Raw genomic sequence first — 19,151 nt, forward strand, 5'->3', positions numbered from 1 at the left:
GCTACGGGGTCGAGGCCTTGCGCGCCGCCTTCCGTTCGAGTCCCAGCTGGTGTTCGCGGTAGATGATGAAGATGCCGGCGGCCACCACGATCGCCGCGCCGATCAGCGTCGTCAGCGTCGGCACGTCGCCGAAGAGCATGTAGGCGACCACCGAGCCGAGAATGATCGAGGTGTATTCGAAGGGCGCGATCGTCGAGACGTCGGCGTAGCGGTAGCTCTCGGTCAGCAGGATCTGACCCATGCCGCCGAAGATGCCGGCGAGCGCCATCAGGCCGAGCTGGGTCCAGGTGAGCGACTGCCAGCCGAGGAACCAGGTGAAGGCGGCGAGCACCGAGGCAGTCAGCGAGAAATACATGACGATGGTCGGCGTCTTCTCCGTCTGCACCAGCTGGCGCACCTGCAGCATGGCGGCAGCGCCGAGCATGGCGGAGGCGAGCACGGCGATCGCCCCGATCGCCGCCTGAGACTGCGCACCCTCGGCGCCGAAGAGCGTCAGCTTCGGCCAGGAGATGATCGCGACCCCGATCATGCCGATGAAGACCGCCGTCCAGCGATAGACGCGCACCGCCTCGCGCAGGAAGACTGCCGCGAAGACGACGGCGATCAGCGGCATCGCATAGCCGATGGCGATCGCATCCGGCAGCGGCAGAAGGACGAGGCCGTAGAAGCCGACGCTCATTGAGGCGACGCCGATCAGCCCGCGCTTCAAGTGACCGAAGGGATTGTCGGTGCCGAAGGCGGTGCCGATTTCCCGCCGCCAGGCGAGATAGGCGAGGATCGGGAGCATGGCGAAGGCGGAACGGTAGAAGACGATCTGCCCCGGCGGCATTCCTGTACCGGCCAGCTTGATCGACGTCTGCATGCCGACGAAGACCATGACCGAGCAGACCTTCATGAGAATGCCGCGAAGCGGATCGGAAACGGCAGAGGCCATCTGTTGCTTCTCGTAAGCCCGGAGCCGGACCTTTTTTGGTGACGGGAGTGGACGGCTGCTCGGCATCCGCCGCGGGAGGCAAGGGCGTCCATCATCGACCGCGAAGGAGGATCTGGCAAGGCCGGCAGCGGCGGATCGGGTACGCCCTCCGGCAGCCAAAATCATGGAGCCGCGCCAATCCCCACCCGTCCGGTAACGACCCTTCCTTCAGTGAAACCGAATTTATCTGCCGGCAGGCAAGTATTCGTGATAATTTTAACAATCGTTCAGGAATTACTGCAATCATCCCGGCCGAAATCGCGCTGGCTCGTATCTCATTTACGTTCGCGGGTGCCGGATTCATGCAAGACACCGAGCAGGAAGAATTCATGCGAACAGACACGGGCCGGATCATTCATCTGGCAGATTACCGCCCAACCGATTTCGTTCTGGAACGCGTTGATCTGACTTTCGAACTCGATCCGGAGGCGACAAAGGTCGAGGCCCGGCTGATCTTCCACCGCCGCGACGGCGCAGATCCCTCGGCCCCGCTCGTCCTCGACGGCGACGAACTCGACCTTTCCGGCCTGCTGCTCGACCAGATGGAAATGGCGCGCGAGCGCTATACGGCGACACCGGACACCCTCGTCGTCCGCGACCTGCCGGAGTCCTCGCCCTTCGAGCTCACCATCACCACGATCATCAACCCGCAGGCCAATTCGCAACTGATGGGGCTCTACCGCTCGAGCGGCATCTATTGCACCCAGTGCGAGGCGGAGGGCTTCCGCCGCATCACCTATTTCCCCGATCGCCCGGACGTGCTTGCGCCCTACACGGTCACCATCATCGCCGACAAGGCCGCCAATCCGCTGCTGCTCTCCAACGGCAACTATCTCGGCGGCGGCAATTTCGACGAGGGCCGGCATTTCGCCGCCTGGTTCGATCCGCATCCGAAGCCGAGCTATCTTTTCGCGCTGGTCGCCGGTGATCTCGGCGTGGTCGAGGACAAGTTCACCACAATGTCCGGCCGCGAGGTCGCGCTGAAGATCTACGTCGAGCACGGCAAGGAGCCGCGGGCGGCCTACGCCATGGATGCGCTAAAGCGCTCGATGAAATGGGACGAAGAGGTCTTCGGCCGCGAATACGATCTCGACATCTTCATGATCGTCGCCGTCTCCGACTTCAACATGGGAGCGATGGAGAACAAGGGCCTCAACGTCTTCAACGACAAGTACGTGCTCGCCGATCCCGAGACGGCCACCGATGCCGACTACGCCAATATCGAGGCGATCATCGCGCATGAATATTTCCACAACTGGACCGGCAACCGCATCACCTGCCGCGACTGGTTCCAGCTCTGCCTCAAGGAAGGCCTCACCGTCTTCCGCGACCACGAATTTTCCGCCGACCAGCGCTCGCGGCCGGTGAAGCGCATCGCCGAGGTCCGGCACCTGCGCTCGGAACAGTTCCCGGAGGATGCCGGCCCGCTCGCCCATCCCGTCCGCCCGGATAAGTATCGCGAGATCAACAATTTCTATACGACGACCGTCTACGAGAAGGGCTCCGAGGTCACCCGCATGATCGCGACCATCCTCGGCCGCGATCTCTTTAAGAAGGGCATGGACCTTTATTTCGAGCGCCATGACGGCGAGGCCGCCACGGTCGAGGATTTCGTCCGCTGCTTCGAGGCTGCGAGCGGCCGCGATCTCGGCCAGTTCTCGCTCTGGTACAATCAGGCCGGCACGCCGCACGTCACCGTGACCGCCGACTACGACGCCGCCGGCAAGGCGCTCACGCTGGAGATCGAGCAGACGGTTCCGGCCACGCCGGGCCAGTCCGACAAGAAGCCGATGCACATTCCGCTCAATCTCGCCCTGGTGCTGGAGGACGGCACGATCGCCGTGCCCGCTTCGGTCGAGGGCGCGGAGATGACCGGCAGCGTTCTCCATCTCAAGGACGCCCGTCACACGGTGACCTTCACCGGCATTCCGTCGCGCCCGGCGCTTTCGCTCAACCGCAGCTTCTCCGCGCCGATCGTCGTCCGCTACGACCAGAAGCCGGCGGATCTCGCGCTGATTGCCCGTCACGAGACCGACCTCTTCTCCCGCTGGCAGGCGATCACCGATCTGGCACTGCCGGCGCTCAAGGATGCGGCGCGTGCGGCCCGCAAGGGCGAAGCGATCCAGCTCGACGTCACCTTCGCCGATGCGCTGCTCGCCGTCGCCGCCGACCCGGCGCTGGAGCCCGCCTTCCGCGCCCAGGCGCTGACGCTGCCGAGCGAGGCCGACATCGCCCGCGAACTCGGCGGCGACAACGACCCCGACGCCATTCATACCGGCCGCGAAGCGGTGCTGACCGCGATTGCCCGTACCGGCGCCGATACCTTCGGCAGCCTCTACGACACGATGACGCCGGACGGCGGCTACAGCCCCGATGCCGCAAGCGCCGGACGCCGCGCGCTGCGCAATGCCGCCCTGCTCTACCGCACGATCGCCGAGGATACGCCCGCCCTTGCCGCGGACGCCTTCGCCAGGGCCGACAACATGACCGACCTCGCCCAGGCGCTGACGGTGCTCTCGCACCGCTTCCCCGAGGCACCGGAGACGCACGCCGCGCTCGCCAGCTTCGAGGCGCGCTTCGCGGAGAATGCGCTGGTCATCGACAAGTGGTTCCAGATCCAGGCGACGATCCCCGGCGAAGGGGCGCTCGCCCGCGTCATGCGGCTGAAGCAGGACCGGCACTTCAACGAGAACAACCCGAACCGGGTCCGCTCGCTCGTCGGCGCCTTCGTCTTCAGCAACCCGACCGGCTTCAACCGCGCCGACGGTGCCGGCTACCGTTTCCTCTCCGAGGAAATCCTCAGGATCGACGCGAAGAACCCGCAACTCGCCGCACGCCTTCTCACCTCCATGCGCTCATGGCGGCAGCTGGAAGCAGGGCGTGCCGAACTTGCCCGCACCGCCCTCGTCCGGGTCGAGCGCGAGGTGCTCTCGAACGACGTACGCGACATCGTCGACCGCACGCTGAAGGGCTGAGCGAAAGGGTGGCGTGCGCGCCACCCCGATCCCCTGACGCCGTCGGCGGGCCTGCCGCTATTCCTCATCAGGATTGTCGATGTACCACTGAGCGTCGAGCTCTGCGCTGTTCTGCAGGTCCTCGTAGCAGAGCGTCATCTCGCGCGCCTCGGCGTCCCAGAAGGCGTTGGCCTCGCCGCATTCGCTCGCCGTCAGCTTGATGCCGTCCTTCAGCTTGTAGCTGCCGGAAAAGACCTCGGTCACCATCTCCATGAGCCCGGCATTGCGGATCATCTCGCGGAAATAGGCGAGCTTCGGGTCCTTCGTCTCGTCATAGGTGATCGTGAATTTCGTCTGGTCGCCCTTGCCGGCCTCGTGCGGCTTCAGCACGGTGCCCCAGCTCGCCGCCAGCGTCTGGTATTCGCCCGGACATTCCTCGGCGCGGTAATCGGGATACTCCACCGAATCGGCGAACTCCTTGAAACGCTTCTCGTTCTTGCCGAGCATCCAGCAGATCGTCGCATAGGCACGCTGCTCGTCGAGCCCGTGGGAATCCCAGGAGGGCATGTCCTCGGGCTTGACGTCGGGATCGGCAGAGAGGAACCAGATGTTCGCCCAGTCTTCCACGGCGACATTCAGGTCCTCGTCGTCGGCCTCGAGCAACAGCATCACGGCGAGCCCGTCGACGGCGTCCTCCTCGCGACCGAGCACCGGCAGCGAAAGCTCCGACACCAGCATGTGGCCGGCCTCGTGGAAGACCGTGCCGATGGCGACGTTCAGCGTGAACTGGTCGGCCTCCTCACGCTGTTCGTCAGTGAGTTCGCCGTAGAGTTCCGGCGGCGTTGCTCCGACGGCCGCCGCAGGCGCGGCGAGCAGCAGCGCCGAAAGAAGTGCTCCGGAACAGCGCACAAAAAGGCCGCGCGACGGTGAAAATGATGCCATCTGGAAAAGTCCCCGAACCCCGCCGCCAGCCGGCGGCCGACATCCGTGCTACGGCAGCGGGCGACCTCTTTTCAATCGGAATCAAGCATTTGGCGGACTTGATCCAAAAAAAGCCGATTCCGATTAAGGGCTTAACATTTTGTTCACCATCGCCGTCTGGACAAGGCGAATCGCCAGTGATTCATTGAGTCAGATTCGGGCGGGCGGCGCTTCGAATCACACGAGGGATCAAGGTGGGACAATGGCGGACGTGCGGCGGGTTTCCGCGGCCGATGGGCGGCTGCGACTCAAATTTTCGGGATTTGGGGGTCGTATCGACGGGCTCGGACGGCGGCTGGCGATTGTCCTGACGGGGAGCGACGGCAATTCGCGACAGGCGGAGACGCTGCTCCGGCGGGCCATCCCCGTTCTCATCATCGCCTTCCTTGCGGTCGTCGCGACGGCGCGCCTCAACGGCATTCTCGCCGAATATTCCCGCATGGAGGGCGCCTTCCGGCAGTCGGCGACGCTTTCGGCGGCAACGGCCGCCGCGTCCATCGGGCCGGACGGCACCGTCCTTGCGACCTCCGACCGGCCTGCAGCCGAGGCAGCCCTTGCCCGCTACCTGCCGCAGGACCGGCTGGCGAGCGGCTCCTTCCTGCTGCTGATCGACGGCGAAGGCCGCATCTTCGCCTCTTCGTCGGACGGGGCGCGCTATGTCGGCATGGACATGGCCGGCCTTCTGCCGCAGGCGGGCAGCATCCGCTACATCGCGGATCGTAGCGGCGCGCTCGAAGCCTTCATCGATGGCATCCGCCACTACGTGGTGCTGGTGCCGGTCGGCGCGAAGGGCGCCTTCGTGCTGGCGGCACAGTCGCTGCAGCCGCTCGACACGTACTGGCGCAGCGAGATCTCGCTGAGCGTCACGCTCTTCTCCGGCATCTCGCTCATCCTGCTGGTCATCCTCTATGCCTATTTCCAGCAGGTCAAACGGGCGCGCGAGGCCGACGACACCTTTCTTGAAACCAACCTGCGCGTCGAGGCGGCGCTGTCGCGCGGCCGCTGCGGCCTCTGGGATTTCGACCTTCAGAGCCGCAAGCTCTTCTGGTCGCGTTCGATGTACGAGATGCTCGGCCTGCCGCCGTCGGGTGCCGTGCTCGGCTTTGCCGACGCCGCCCGGCTGATGCATCCCGACGACGGCAACCTCTATGCGCTCGCCCGCACCGTCGCCAAGGGCGATCCACGGCAGATCGACCAGGTCTTCCGCATGCGCCATTCGGCCGGCCATTACGTCTGGATGCGGGCCCGCGCCCAGGTCATCCGCTCCTCGACCGGCTGCATGCACGTCATCGGCATCGCCATGGACGTCACCGAGCAGCACCGGCTCGCCCAGCGCTATGCCGAGGCCGACCAGCGCCTCGCCGACGCCATCGAGTGCACCTCGGAAGCCTTCGTGCTCTGGGACAAGAACGACCGCCTCGTGATGTGCAACGCCCACTTCCAGCAAGTCTACGGCCTGCCGGACAGCGTGCTGGTGCCCGGCACCGAGCGCGCAGTCGTCCAGGCTGCCGCCGCGCGGCCGATCATCCAGCGGCGCGTCGCCGATCCCGACCAGACCGGCATGTCGCGCACGACCGAAGTGCAGCTCGCCGACGAGCGCTGGCTGCAGATCAACGAGCGACGCACCCGCGACGGCGGCCTCGTCTCCGTCGGCACCGACATCACGCTTCTGAAACGCCACCAGGAACGGCTGCGCGAACAGGAACGCCGGCTGATGGCGACCATCGGCGACCTCTCCTCCTCGCAGCGCAAGCTTGAGCGGCAGAAGTCCGAGCTTTCGGTCGCAAACGCCAACTATCAGGCCGAGAAGGATCGCGCCGAGGCGGCCAACAAGGCGAAATCGGAATTCCTCGCCAATATGAGCCACGAGCTCAGGACGCCGCTCAACGCCATCCTCGGCTTCTCCGAAATCCTGCTCACCGGCATGTTCGGCCCCATCGGCTCGCCGAAATACTCCGAATACGCCAAGGACATCCACGAGAGCGGCAAGCACCTCCTCAACGTCATCAACGACATCCTCGACATGTCGAAGATCGAGGCGGGGCAGATGCGCATCCGCTGCGAAACCATCGACCTCGCCCCCCTCATCGAGGAGAGCCTTCGCCTGACGGCGATCCCCGCCCAGCAGCGCAACATCCACGTCGAGCAGCGCGTCTCGACCGGCCTCACGGTGGAAGCGGACCGCCGCGCAATGAAGCAGATCCTGCTCAACATCCTGTCGAACGCGGTGAAATTCACCAATGACGGCGGCAAGATCGCGCTACGCGCCCGCAAGATCAACGGGGCCGTCATGCTCACCATCGCAGATACCGGCATAGGTATCCCGATGACCGCGCTCTCGAAGATCGGCCAGCCCTTCGAACAAGTGCAGAGCCAGTATGCCAAAAGCAAGGGCGGCTCCGGCCTCGGTCTCGCGATCTCCCGCTCCCTCGTCTCGCTACACGGCGGCCGGCTCGGCATCCGCTCCCGCGAAGGCCGCGGCACCGTCGTCTCGGTAAAAATCCCCGACTGCATCATCCGACAGGCCACGCGCACGGCGTGAGGCATCGCGGCATCGCGCCGTTGAAAAGGCCGCGCGAGAACGCCGAAATTTGGCAGCAATGCGGGCGGGCAATACCTGCGCGGAATTGGCGGCTTTGCGCCTTCATGTTGGTCATTCGCGGTGACAGAAATCACTCCTATAAGCAGCCGTTCAACTTACTGAAATGGGCCACTTTCCATTGTCACCTTGAAAATGAGGCGCCAAACGATTTATGAGATTTTCGGCGGCAGGTGGTTGCCTCAACGGTCATGAGAGTGCTTGCCTATAATCGCGTCTGTCGCCCTGGTTGGCTCATTGCTTCACATCATGGCGTCGCAGGTGATCGAGATGTTATGAGCAAACCATTTTCCTTCAGGGACGATCCCGCAGTTCCTCCATTCGACGATGCCGCGCCGATTGCGGTGATGGATGCTGAATGTGCGATCTGTTCGTGGGGTGCACGCATGATCCATCGGCTCGACAGGTCCGGTACGGTGCGAATCTGCCCGATCCAGTCTCCTCTCGGTGCTGCATTGCTGCGCCACTACGATCTGGAACCGACGGATCCCGCTAGCTGGCTTTACATTGATGCGGGTATCGCGCGCATGGATTTCGACGCCGTATTGTATGCGGGCTGGAGGTTTGGCGGATGGGGTCGCTTGACAGCCGTATTGCGCATATTCCCGAAGGGCTTACGTGACAGGCTCTACACCTGGCTGGCGCGTAACCGATATATGCTGTTCGGGCGGGGCGACATGTGTGGACTTCCCGATCCGACCTTCAGGAAGAGATTGATGCAGTGAATGTTCTCCTGCTCGGCGGATATGGCGTCTTTGGCGGGCGGCTTGCACGTTTGTTGGTGCGTGACGGTCACTCGGTCACCATCGCCGGGCGCGACCTGAAGGCAGCGAGCGCGCTGGCTGCAGAGCTGGGCTGTTCAGCGCTGCGCATGGACCGCCAAGGTGATCTGAGGGAATTGTCCGGCCACCAGTTGGTGATCGATGCGGCTGGCCCTTTCCATGCCTACGGGGACGATCCATACCGTCTCGCGCGTGCCGCAATTGAGGCGGGACTTCATTACCTCGACCTTTCGGACAATCCGGTATTCTGTGCCGATATCGTTGCTCTTGATGCACAAGCTCGTGCTGCGGGGCTTTGCGTGCTCTCAGGCCTTTCTTCGGTTCCCGCCTTGTCTAGCGCGGCCGTGCACGCTCTTGCAGGGGATCGGGTGCCACGGGTAATCGACACCGCCATTCTGCCTGGTAATCGCAGTCCACGAGGTCTCTCGGTGATGCAGTCTATTCTCTCGCAGTCAGGACAGCCGATGCAGGTCTGGCGCGGCGGCTCTTGGACACGAACCACCGGCTGGTCCGACCCACAGGATTACCGTCTTCCCGGCGGGGCGTGTCGTCAGGCCTGGCAGATCGACGTTCCGGACCTGACACTCTTTCCGGCACACTTCAAGGCCGAGACGGTGTTGTTTCGTGCGGGGCTCGAACTGGCAGTCATGCGGTATGGGCTTGCAGCTTTCGCGGCGCTGCGAAGGCTGGTTCCAATTCCCGTCACTCGGTGCGTTGTCAGGGCCTTCAAGCTTGCCGCCGACCTTCTGGGGCCTTTCGGCAGTGGCCGAGGTGGAATGTCGGTGATGGTGATCACAGGCGATGAAAAGCGGTTCTGGCGGCTTTTGGCAGAAGACGGCGATGGACCGTTCATTCCTGCGATCGCCGCCCGGGCGCTGCTACGTAGGGAAGTACTCCCTGCCGGGGCTGGCCCCGCACTCGCGGTCGTCACACTGGAAGAATGTGAGGCTGCTATGTCGGACTTGAATGTCCGCACGGAGCGCGTTTCAGAACGCTTCGAGCCAATTTTTGTGAAGGTGCTGAATTCCAGCTTCGCTAAGCTGCCGGAAGCAATACAGACAACCCACCTGACCGCAGATGTCAGCCGCTGGCAGGGACGCGCTACAGTCGAGCGCGGAACTGGTTTCTGGAGCCGCTTTCTGGGCCACCTCTTCGGTTTCCCTGAGGCCACGGAAGACACCATAGTCGAAGTGACAAAGTTTGTCATTCCGACCGGCGAGATCTGGAAACGGAGCTTCGGATTGCGCACATTTAAGTCGAAGCTTCGCGCCACGCGAACAGGCATGACTGAGCGCTTCGGACCTTTCACTTTCCTCCTCGGACTTGAGGTCAGGGCGAGCGCTTTGCATTATCCAGTTATCTCAGGCCGCCTCGGTCCTGTTCCGTTGCCAAAATGGTTGCTACCGATCTCCGAGGCAAGCGAGTACGTCGTCGATGGTCGCTTTCATTTTGACGTAAAGCTATTTGCACCGATCACGCGCGAACGCTTGGTTCACTACCGGGGAACGCTTGTCGCAGCACCGCAAGGCAATGGCCATCATAACGATTGTAGAGTGCCTGCCATGCCTGATGTCACGACATTGACTTGAGGTCACTAATCCGCCAGTCCCCTCCCGCCCCCCATTCCGACCCTTCGCCGAACTCGCGAAACGACCGGCCCAAACCGTTCCTTGGTGGCACTTGCTCTAATTCCGGATAACTCTAACCTCCCCGAAATCCGAAACAGCAAGGCAAGGCTCCGCGTGCGCTCCATCTTCCCGGCCCTTCTCGCCCTCCTCTTCTCCGCCGTCATGGCGAGCGCCGAAGGACAGGTGATCGAAAAGGTCGAGACCTATGCCGTCAGCGGCCGCACCGGTCCGGAACTCTATGCCTCGATCGGCGCGCGCGGGCCGCTGCTTGCCGGCAAGGTGCGCTCGATCGCCCATACCAGTTTCCGCCTCACCTGGCAGCGCGACTACCAGCAGCGCGGCACGGCCTGCGTGCTCGCCTCGGCAAAACCGAAACTCGTCCTCACCACCGTGCTGCCGAAGGCCAGCGGGCCGCTCGAGGAGCCGGTCCGCGGCAACTGGCAGCGCTTCGTCGAAGGGGTCACCGCGCACGAGAAGGTGCACGGCACCTATATCCGGGAGCTGGTGAAGGAGATCGAGAAGGCGACCATCGGCCTCGCGGTCGAGAACGATCCCGGCTGCCGCAAGATCCGCGAGAAGATGCAGCCGATCCTTGGCGAGATCTCGCGAGCCGAGCGCCGGAAGAGCCGCGATTTCGACGCGGTGGAGATGAACGACGGCGGCGCCGTGCACCAGCTCGTCCTGCAACTCGTCAACGGCGGATGACCGCAGCGGAAAATCGGCGTGCCGCCGTCACTGCCCTCCGGCGGCGACCGGCTCCGGACGGCGCCGGAAGACGATGTCCTTCGCCGCAATCAGCGCGCCCGCGACGATCAGCGCGCAGGCGAGCGCCACCGACCAGTGGAACTCGCCGTAGCCGAAGGCGAGGAGCGCCAGCACCGAAAGTAGCGGCGCGGCATAGGAAAGCGCGCCGAGCACCATGATGTCGCCGTGCTTGCAGCCCCAGTCCCAAACGTAGAAGCCGAGGCCGAGCGGCACCAGGCCGAGGATGACGATCGCCGCCCATGCTGACGTCGTCTGCGGCCAGACGGTCTCCTCGAGGCCGAGATGCAGGAGAAAGGTGACGACCGCCGTGATCAGGCAGTAACCGGCGACCATATCGACGGGAACGGCGCCGAAGCGGCGCGACAGCACCGAATAGCCCGACCAGACGAAGGCGCAGAAGAGCGCGAACAGGTGCCCCGGCATCAGGCCGCCGGCAAGGCCGACCTCGCCGCCCTTGGTGATGATGGCGACGGCGCCGGCAAGGCCGAGCAGCACGCCGATGATGTGGTGGCGCCGCAGCCGCTCGCCCGGCAGGAAAGAGGCAAAGACGACGATCAGCAGCGGCCAGAGATAGGCGATCAGGCTGACCTCGATCGCCGGCGCAGACTGGATCGCGAAGAAATAGGCGCAGTGATAGATGCAGATGCCGGCGACCCCGACCGCCCACACCTGCCACGGCTGCGCCAGCGCGCGGATCGCCTGCGGCCGGAACGGCCAGCTCACGACACCCACCATGCCGCCGAGGAAGAAGGCCATCGCCGCGAGCTGGAACGGCGGAACCGGCCCGGCTGCCTTCGAAAGCAGCGCCAGGAAGGCCCAGGTCAGGATGGCGATGAAGCCGATGAAAGTCGCAACCGTCTTGTTCATGGTGCACCGGGGTTGAGGGTCACCGCGTTTCTGCCACGGCGCGACGAAAAATGATACACGGGATGCAGCATTCGCCGTCGCAGACCGGCGGGTGCATCCGCCGGGACCGAAGCGGTCAGCGGAAGACGCCCGGCAGTTTCGCCGGCGCCTTGATCCGGAGCTGCTTGTTGACGTTGAAGCGCCCGAAGACGACGGTGATCGCGTGCGGCTGAACGCCGAACTCGCCGGCGAGGAACCGCACCATGTGATCCGACGCCCGCCCGAACCGCGGCGCTTCCGTCACCGAGACCTGCAATTGCCGCCCCTTGGGCTTGCCGATCGCATCGCGGCTGGCGGCCGGCGTGCCGAGAATGTTGACGACCAGCACGTCGTCCTCCCACCAGAAGAACGTATCCCGGCCTTCAGTGCCATCCTCGGTCGGTTGCTTCTTCGTCTTCTGCCGTTTCATGGTGCCTCGTGACTCCGGTACCCCTGCACCGTCCCCGGCCTGCCATAGGACGGGGCAAGGCGGTTGCGCAAGGAGGGGGAAGCCGCCGAACGCCGAATATCCTCACCCCTTCACCACCGTCTGGAACACCTTTCGCACCGCCTTGGAAAGCCGCTTGATCTCCGATTCCAGCGTCTTGATGTCGGGACAGTCGCCGGCGCGGCAGACGAGATCGATCAGCCCGGCCGGCACCGCGTCGGGCTTGAACGGTCCGTCGATGCAGAGGCGCGTCACCTGCGAGATCTCGCTGTAGAGCCTTATCGCCTCGAGGCAGAGGTCGAGGTCATTGACGTCCATCAGCGCGCCGCCCACCGCCTTCAGCGCCTCCTCCGTGGTGAGGCCGTTCACCTTGACCGCGATGCCGCGGGCGGGTGCGACGAGCGTCAGGTATTGCGCGATGAACTCGATGTCGATCAGCCCGCCGGCAATGAGCTTCAGGTCCCAGATGTCGCGCGGCGCCTTCTCCTCGTCGATCATCTTGCGCATCTCGGCGACGTCGCGCGCGGTCTTCGCCTCCTCGCGCGGCCGCTCCAGCACCACGGCGATGATCCGCTCGGCATCGGCGATGAGGTCCGCGTCACCGCAGATCAGCCGTGCGCGGGTGAGCGCCATGTGTTCCCAGGTCCAGGCCTCCTCCTTCTGGTATTTTTCGAAGGCGCGCAGCCTGGTGGCCACCGGTCCCTTGTTGCCGGAGGGGCGAAGCCGCATGTCGACCTCGTAGAGCACGCCTTCCGCCGTCGGCGCCGAGAGCGCCGCAATCAGCCGCTGGGTGAGCCGGGTAAAATAGCGCACCGGGTCGAGCGGCTTCGGCCCGTCGGATTCGGCGGCCTCGTCGTCGTAATCGTAGAGCAGGATCAGATCGATGTCGGAGCCGGCCGTCAGCTCGTAGCTGCCGAGCTTGCCCATGCCGGCAATCGCCACCCGACCGCCGGGGAAGCGGCCGTGATGGGCCTCGATCTCGCGCAGCACGGCGGCAAGCGCCGCTTCCAGGATGAGTGCTGCGAGATCGGTGAAGGCGCGGCCCGCCTGCATGCCGCCGATCGTGCCGGTCAGAAGCCGGATGCCGATCAGGAAGCGGTGCTCGGCGGCGAAGATGCGCAGCCGGTCGAGCAGGTCCTCGTAATGGCGGGCACCGGCGAGAAAGCTTTCGAGACGGCCGGCGAGATAGTCGCGGGTCGGCAGCTGTACCATCAGCGACGGGTCGAGCATGCCGTCGAAGACGTGCGGGCGCGACGCGATGATGTCGGCGAGCCGCGGCGCCGAGGACATGATGTTGACGATGAGTTCGAGGAGCGCCGGGTTCTTGCCGAGCAGCGAGAAGAGCTGGATGCCGGCCGGAAGCCCGGAGAGGAAATTGTCGAAGCGCAGCAGCGCCTCGTCGGCGCGGCGGCTCTCGCCGAAGGTCTTCAAGAGTTGCGGCATCAGTTCCGTCAGCCGCTCGCGCGCCTCGACCGACTGCGTGGCGCGGTAGCGGCCGTAATGCCAGGTGCGGATGACGCGCGAAATGTCCTCCGGCCGCTCGAAGCCGAGCGCAACAAGCGTTTTCAGCGTGTCGGGGTCGTCGCGCTGGCCGGTGAAGACGAGGTTGCCGTGGGCGCCGGAGAGCTCCCCTTCATGCTCGAAGAGCTTGGCGTAGCGCCGCTCGACCGTCTTCAGCACGCTTTCGAGCCGCGTGGAGAAGCTCGCAGTGTCGGGGAATCCGGCCATCAGCGCGATCCGCCTCAGCTCCGCCTCGGTCTGCGGCAGCACGTGCGTCTGCTCGTCATAGACCATCTGGATCCGGTGCTCGATGTCGCGCAGGAACCAGTAGCATTCGGTGAGCTCTGCCCGCGTCGTGTCGTCGATCCAGCTGGCGTCGGTCAGCGCCTGCAGCGCCTCCTCGGTCGCCCGCACACGCAACTGCGGCATGCGGCCGCCGGCGATCAGCTGCTGGGTCTGGGCGAAGAACTCGATCTCGCGGATGCCGCCGCGGCCGAGCTTGACGTTGTGGCCCTTGACGGCGATCGCCCCGAACCCCTTGTGGGCGTGGATCTGCCGCTTGATCGAGTGGATGTCGGCGATCGCCGCGTAATCGAGATATTTCCGGTAGACGAAGGGCACCAGCTCCCGCAGGAAGCCCTCGCCGGCGGCAAGATCGCCGCCGACCGGCCGGGCCTTGATGAAGGCGGCGCGCTCCCAGTTCTGCCCGCGCCCCTCGTAATAGAGGATCGCCGCCTCGACCGGCACGGCAAGCGGCGTCGAGCCGGGGTCGGGGCGAAGCCTGAGGTCGGTGCGGAAGACATAGCCGTCGGCCGTGCGCTCCTGCATGATCCGCACCAGCCGGCGCATCATCCGCCCGAAGGTCTCTGTCGCGTCCTCGGGCGAGACGAGAATGCCGGCGAGCGGTTCGAAGAAGACGACGAGGTCGATGTCGGAGGAATAGTTGAGTTCGCGGGCGCCGAGCTTGCCCATGCCGAGCACGATGAGGCCGCTGCCGGCAGACGGCGCCGAACGGTCGGCGAGCTTCAGCTTGCCGGCGTCCTCGCCGGCAAGCAGCAGGTGATCGACGGCGGCCGCAACCGCCGCTTCCGCCATGGCGGTCAGCCAGCCGGTCGTCTGCCGTCCGTCGAAGAGATGGGAAAGGTCGGCGAGCGCCACCAGGAAGGAGAGCTTGCGCTTGGCGACCCGGAGCCTGGACATCACCTCGGCCTCGGTCGGCACTGCCCCGTCGCCGTTGGCTTTCCATGCATCGCGGGCGCTCGCGACCAGCCCTTCGAGGAGCGGTTCGAGCGGTTCCGACACCGCACTTGCGAGCAGCGCCGGCTTGAGCGTCGCGGTCTCGCGCAGATAGGGCGAGAGGCTGATCGCCGCCGTCACGAAGGACTTGAGCGGCGTATCCTCGGCCATCATCGCGGCAATCGCCGGCTCCTGCCGGCCGATCTCCTTCAGCGCCGCAACGGCTGCCTTGAGTTCGGTCTGGTTGAGCGGGCGGATGACGTCCGGCGCGACCGCGCGGAGCCAGGTGTTCGTCTGATCAGCCATGGGGCCTCCTCCCTCGACCGCGGCGGTATCCGCGATTCTCGCCTTTGCCGGCGCAGATTAGAGGAGCGGAGAGGTAAAGGGAATCATATCCCTCGGGTCTCAGGCCTTCTGTCCGGGAAAGATCATGGTCGCGGTCAGGCCCGGCTGTTCCTTGCCCGGCTCGGTGTCGGAAAGCTCGAGCCTGCCGCCATGCAGCGCCATGATCGCCTCGACCAGCGAGAGGCCAAGCCCGGTGCCGGGCTTCGAACGGCTTTCGTCGAGCCGCATGAAGCGCTTGACGACGTCGCCGCGCTTTTCGGCCGGAACGCCCGGCCCGTGGTCGGAGACCGAGAGGCGCAGTTCGCCGCCGGTCTTCGCCACCGTGAGCGTGATCGTGCCGTCGCCGTCGCTTTCCGCACCGTACTTGATCGCGTTGTCGACGAGGTTGGAGATCGCCTGACCGATCAGCTCGCGGTTGCCGCGCACCGAGAGCGCAGGCGCGATGTCGGTCACGAGCTTCTGTCCCGCCTCCTCCGCCACCGGCTCGTAGAGTTCGGCGGCGTCGGCAGCGATCGCGGACAGGTCGACGTCGGAAAGCTCGGCGGCAATCGAACCCGCCTCCACGCGGCTGATCATCAGAAGCGCGTTGAACGTCCGGATCAGCTGGTCGGATTCGGAAATGATGCCCTCGAGCGCGGCCCGCCTTGCGCCGTCGTCGTCTTCGGCAAGTGCATCCGCCGCCTTGTTGCGCAGGCGGGTCAGCGGCGTCTTCAGGTCGTGGGCGATGTTGTCGGAGACCTGCCGCAGCCCCTCGTTCAGCCGCTCGATCCGTCCCAGCATGTCGTTCAGCGATTGCGACAGGCGGTCGAATTCGTCGCCCGAACCGCCGACCGGCAGGCGCTGCGACAAGTCGCCCGCCATGATCTTGGTACTCGCCCACGACATCCGGTCGATCCGCTTCAGCGCATTGCGGCCGATCGCGAACCAGATGATCAGCGCCCCGACACCCATGATCGCCAGCGCCACCATCAGCGCCTTGCGGACCAGAAGGCGGAATTTCGCCGGCTCGCCGAGGTCGCGGCCGATGAGCACGCGCAGCCCGTTGTCGAGAATGACGACATGGGCCGTGGCGATGTGCTTCTTGGCATCGCCGGACTCGGAATAGCGCTCGTAGAGGAAAGGAAAGTCGGTCCAGCCCTCCTTGTCGAAGATGCCCGGCTGCAGCGAGCCGACATTGCCGGCGAGGATCTCGCCGGTCGGCCCGGCGATCACATAGAGGTTGGCGCCCGGCTGGCGGGCCCGCCGCTCCATGATCTTCAGCATCTGGTTCATGCCGCCGGTGTTGTAGGCACGTTCGATGTCGGCCACTTCCTGCTGCAGGCTGTCGCGGGTCTGCTGGTTGAGCAGCCGTTCGGAAAGGGCCGTCACGTAGAAGACGAGGAAGGCGGCGCAGAGCGCGAAGAGCACGATATAAAGCGCGGAAAGCCGGACCGCCGTCGACTTGAAGAGCACACCGATGCGGGACATGGACGGCGTTACCCTTCGTCCTTGATCATGTAGCCGGCGCCGCGCACCGTCTTCAGCAGCGGCTTGTCGAAATCCTTCTCGATCTTCGAGCGCAGCCGCGACACATGTACGTCGATGACGTTGGTCTGCGGGTCGAAATGATAATCCCAGACGTTTTCCAGAAGCATGGTGCGCGTCACCACCTGCCCGGCATTCTTCATCAGGTATTCGAGCAGACGGAACTCGCGCGGTTGCAGCAGCAGTTCCCTGCCGCCGCGGCGGACTTCGTGGGAGAGCCGGTCGAGTTCGAGGTCGCCGACACGGTAGACCATGTCCTGTTCCGGCTTGCCCTTGCGGCGGCCGAGCACCTCGACGCGGGCGAGAAGCTCGCTGAAGGCATAGGGTTTGGGAAGGTAGTCGTCGCCGCCAGCGCGCAAGCCTGTCACACGGTCGTCCACCTGCCCGAGTGCGGAGAGGATCAGCACCGGCGTCTCGACGCCGCGCTTCCTTAGTTCGCTGATCACCGACAATCCGTCGCGGCGCGGCAGCATCCGGTCGACGATAAGCACGTCATAGCCATTCTCGCTCGCCATGAAGAGGCCGCTTTCGCCGTCGCTCGCGTGGTCGGCAACGATGCCCGCCTCGCGAAAGCCCTTGACCATGTAGGCCGCGGCCTCGAGGTCGTCTTCGATCACCAGTATTTTCATGCGCGGGACATTAGCGCCGGCCACGGCCTCCGCACAACCGGTTTCGCCGGTGCCCGGCGGTGTCTGCTGTGGGGAATTCATGCTGGTCTCCCTTGCCTGAATGGAAAGAGCGCCGCGCGGCCCGAAACTGGTCCCGCGCGACGCCCTTGATGTCGGTCGTCTACCGGATCAGCCCTGGTCGATCGGCAGGGCGACGAAGCGGCTGCCGTTCTGCGACTCGACCTGGAAGAGCGCCTTGGTGCGGCCGTCCTTCTTCGCCTGGTCGATCACCTTCAGGACCTCGTCGGCGGTGGAGACGGTCTGGTTGTTGACCGAGACGATCTTCTCGCCGGCCTGCAGGCCCTTGTCGGCGGCATCGGAGTTCGGATCGACATCGACGATCGTCAGGCCCTTGCCGTCTTCGGCCGGAGCGACGCTGATGCCCATGTTGGCGAGCGCCTGTTCGGTCGAAGGGGCGGACTTGTCCGGCACGGCGCTGCCGCCCGAGGCCTGCTGGTCCTTCGGCAGTTCGCCGAGTTCGACCTTCATCGACATCGACTTGCCTTCGCGCCAGATCGAGACGTCGACGGTGGTTCCGGGGGCGAAGGCGGCGATGCGCTTGGCGAGGTCGCGCGGATCCTTGACGGTTTCGCCATTGACGGCCGTCACCACGTCACCCTGCTTGATACCCGCCTTCTCGCCCGGAGAACCGGCCTGCGGGGCGACGACGAGAGCGCCGCTCGCTTCCGAGAGGCCGAGCGAATCGGCGATGTCCTTCGTCACCGGCTGGATCTGCACGCCGAGCCAGCCGCGTTCGACAGTACCCGTCTTGATCAGTTCGTCTACCACGCCCTTGGCGACGGAGGCCGGAATTGCAAAGGCGATGCCGACATTGCCGCCCGACGGCGAGAAGATCGCGGTATTGATGCCGACCACTTCGCCGTTCAGGTTGAAGTCCGGGCCACCGGAATTACCGCGGTTCACCGCAGCGTCGATCTGGATGTAGTCGTCATAGGGACCGGAGCCGATATCGCGGCCGCGGGCCGAGATGATGCCGGCGGTCACCGTTCCGCCGAGGCCGAAGGGGTTTCCGACGGCGACGACCCAGTCGCCGACGCGCATGTTCTCGTCGGCGGCGAACTGCACGTAGGTGAACTTCTGCTTCGGGTTCTCGACCTTCAGCACGGCGAGGTCGGTGCGGGCGTCGGTACCGACGAGCTTGGCGTCGAGTTCCGTGCCGTCGTTCATGACGACCGTATAGGCGGCACCGTCCTGGACGACGTGGTTGTTGGTGACGATGTAACCGTCCTCGGAGATGAAGAAGCCGGAGCCCTGCGAGGTCGGACGAAGCCGGCCCTCACCGCGCGGACGGTTCGGCTTCTGGCCGGGACGGGCGTCCGGACCGGGCATGCCGAATTCCTTGAAGAAGCGCTTCAGCGGGTGGTCGTCCGGGAGATCCTCGAAGCCACGGCCACCGAAGCCGAACTGGAAGTTGCTTTCGTCCTGCGCCGTCTGAACGTTCGTCTGTACACGGACCGAGACAACGGCCGGGGAAACGGCGGAAACGACATCGGAGAAGCTCGGCACCTGCGGGGCTTCGACGCGGACGGCCTCGGCATAGGCCGGAACGATCATCGCCGGCACGGAGCCCGCGACGATCACCGCGGCGAGACCTGCCGCCGTCGAATTGCGGAGCATCGTCTTGAGCTTGGAGCGTCTGCTGTTGAACATGTGACCTACCTTTTCTCTTTTCATCTGACTATTGGCCGGAAAGCCGGCGTGAAGCGGTGGATGAGGAGAGATATAGAACGGCCCACGTTACTGCGAACTGTACGGCAGATGAAATCTTGGTAATCTTCGGGAGGGGTCGACGACATTTGGCGCCCGGCCGCACCGCGGCAGAAGGCCTCGCACCGACGCTCG

General features: G+C 64.9%; 13 protein-coding genes. 5 read left to right on the forward strand and 8 right to left on the reverse strand.

Annotated elements, in window-relative coordinates:
* Position 1: 1 nt before the first annotated feature.
* The gene (locus H4I97_RS11300; RefSeq protein WP_182304761.1) at positions 2–934 is read right to left on the reverse strand and encodes a DMT family transporter; all 933 of its coding nucleotides are present in this window, start codon (positions 932–934) and stop codon (positions 2–4) included.
* Positions 935–1,302: 368 nt separating this feature from the next.
* Here H4I97_RS11300 and pepN point away from each other — a divergent pair, with 368 nt between their 5' ends.
* Positions 1,303–3,948: an aminopeptidase N gene (gene pepN, locus H4I97_RS11305; RefSeq protein ID WP_182304762.1), complete on the forward strand. Its 2,646-nt coding sequence runs from the start codon at positions 1,303–1,305 to the stop codon at positions 3,946–3,948.
* Positions 3,949–4,005: 57 nt separating this feature from the next.
* Here pepN and H4I97_RS11310 read toward each other — a convergent pair whose 3' ends face one another.
* Positions 4,006–4,869 carry a DUF4344 domain-containing metallopeptidase gene (locus H4I97_RS11310; RefSeq protein WP_182304763.1) on the reverse strand — a complete coding sequence of 288 codons (864 nt, stop codon included), beginning with the start codon at positions 4,867–4,869 and terminating at the stop codon, positions 4,006–4,008.
* Positions 4,870–5,110: 241 nt separating this feature from the next.
* Between H4I97_RS11310 and H4I97_RS11315 the strand changes: the two genes are divergently transcribed.
* From H4I97_RS11315 to H4I97_RS11330, 4 genes are all read left to right on the forward strand, one after another.
* The gene (locus H4I97_RS11315; protein WP_182304764.1) at positions 5,111–7,450 is read left to right on the forward strand and encodes a PAS domain-containing sensor histidine kinase; all 2,340 of its coding nucleotides are present in this window, start codon (positions 5,111–5,113) and stop codon (positions 7,448–7,450) included.
* A 332-nt stretch (positions 7,451–7,782) separates the two neighbouring features.
* Positions 7,783–8,232 (forward strand): thiol-disulfide oxidoreductase DCC family protein, encoded by a 450-nt coding sequence (locus tag H4I97_RS11320; RefSeq protein WP_182304765.1) that lies wholly within the window; start codon positions 7,783–7,785, stop codon positions 8,230–8,232.
* Positions 8,187–9,878 carry a saccharopine dehydrogenase family protein gene (locus H4I97_RS11325; protein WP_210297074.1) on the forward strand — a complete coding sequence of 564 codons (1,692 nt, stop codon included), beginning with the start codon at positions 8,187–8,189 and terminating at the stop codon, positions 9,876–9,878. Before H4I97_RS11320 ends, H4I97_RS11325 begins: the two co-directional genes overlap by 46 nt.
* Before the next feature lie 201 nt (positions 9,879–10,079).
* The gene (locus tag H4I97_RS11330) at positions 10,080–10,622 is read left to right on the forward strand and encodes a DUF922 domain-containing Zn-dependent protease (RefSeq protein ID WP_182307617.1); all 543 of its coding nucleotides are present in this window, start codon (positions 10,080–10,082) and stop codon (positions 10,620–10,622) included.
* 27 nt (positions 10,623–10,649) lie between these two features.
* On the opposite strand, the gene yddG is transcribed toward H4I97_RS11330, so the two are convergent.
* From yddG to H4I97_RS11360, 6 genes are all read right to left on the reverse strand, one after another.
* On the reverse strand, positions 10,650–11,549 hold the full coding sequence (gene yddG / locus H4I97_RS11335) for an aromatic amino acid exporter YddG (RefSeq protein WP_182304766.1): 900 nt from the start codon (positions 11,547–11,549) through the stop codon (positions 10,650–10,652).
* A 115-nt stretch (positions 11,550–11,664) separates the two neighbouring features.
* Entirely contained in the window at positions 11,665–11,997 is a 333-nt protein-coding gene (locus H4I97_RS11340; RefSeq protein ID WP_182304767.1) for a DUF167 domain-containing protein, read from the reverse strand.
* Positions 11,998–12,099: 102 nt separating this feature from the next.
* A complete protein-coding gene (locus H4I97_RS11345; RefSeq protein WP_182304768.1) occupies positions 12,100–15,057 on the reverse strand; it encodes a bifunctional [glutamine synthetase] adenylyltransferase/[glutamine synthetase]-adenylyl-L-tyrosine phosphorylase in 2,958 nt (985 codons plus the stop codon).
* Between the two features lie 99 nt (positions 15,058–15,156).
* Positions 15,157–16,563, reverse strand: a complete 1,407-nt coding sequence (locus H4I97_RS11350) for a sensor histidine kinase (protein ID WP_182304769.1) — start codon at positions 16,561–16,563, stop codon at positions 15,157–15,159.
* Between the two features lie 8 nt (positions 16,564–16,571).
* Positions 16,572–17,330 (reverse strand): response regulator transcription factor, encoded by a 759-nt coding sequence (locus H4I97_RS11355; RefSeq protein ID WP_182304770.1) that lies wholly within the window; start codon positions 17,328–17,330, stop codon positions 16,572–16,574.
* An 87-nt stretch (positions 17,331–17,417) separates the two neighbouring features.
* Positions 17,418–18,959, reverse strand: coding sequence for a Do family serine endopeptidase (locus H4I97_RS11360; protein ID WP_244658627.1), 1,542 nt, complete (start codon positions 18,957–18,959; stop codon positions 17,418–17,420).
* Positions 18,960–19,151 lie beyond the last annotated feature (192 nt).

The sequence above is a fragment of the Ciceribacter thiooxidans genome (genome assembly GCF_014126615.1).
Taxonomy (GTDB): Bacteria; Pseudomonadota; Alphaproteobacteria; order Rhizobiales; family Rhizobiaceae; genus Allorhizobium; species Allorhizobium thiooxidans.

Coding starts and splice junctions, on each gene's coding strand:
- H4I97_RS11300 (WP_182304761.1), bottom strand. CDS start 934: ATGGCCTCTGCCGTTTCCGATCCGCTTCGCGGCATTCTCATGAAGGTC.
- pepN (WP_182304762.1), top strand. CDS start 1,303: ATGCGAACAGACACGGGCCGGATCATTCATCTGGCAGATTACCGCCCA.
- H4I97_RS11310 (WP_182304763.1), bottom strand. CDS start 4,869: ATGGCATCATTTTCACCGTCGCGCGGCCTTTTTGTGCGCTGTTCCGGA.
- H4I97_RS11315 (WP_182304764.1), top strand. CDS start 5,111: ATGGCGGACGTGCGGCGGGTTTCCGCGGCCGATGGGCGGCTGCGACTC.
- H4I97_RS11320 (WP_182304765.1), top strand. CDS start 7,783: ATGAGCAAACCATTTTCCTTCAGGGACGATCCCGCAGTTCCTCCATTC.
- H4I97_RS11330 (WP_182307617.1), top strand. CDS start 10,080: ATGGCGAGCGCCGAAGGACAGGTGATCGAAAAGGTCGAGACCTATGCC.
- yddG (WP_182304766.1), bottom strand. CDS start 11,549: ATGAACAAGACGGTTGCGACTTTCATCGGCTTCATCGCCATCCTGACC.
- H4I97_RS11340 (WP_182304767.1), bottom strand. CDS start 11,997: ATGAAACGGCAGAAGACGAAGAAGCAACCGACCGAGGATGGCACTGAA.
- H4I97_RS11345 (WP_182304768.1), bottom strand. CDS start 15,057: ATGGCTGATCAGACGAACACCTGGCTCCGCGCGGTCGCGCCGGACGTC.
- H4I97_RS11350 (WP_182304769.1), bottom strand. CDS start 16,563: ATGTCCCGCATCGGTGTGCTCTTCAAGTCGACGGCGGTCCGGCTTTCC.
- H4I97_RS11355 (WP_182304770.1), bottom strand. CDS start 17,330: ATGAATTCCCCACAGCAGACACCGCCGGGCACCGGCGAAACCGGTTGT.
- H4I97_RS11360 (WP_244658627.1), bottom strand. CDS start 18,959: ATGTTCAACAGCAGACGCTCCAAGCTCAAGACGATGCTCCGCAATTCG.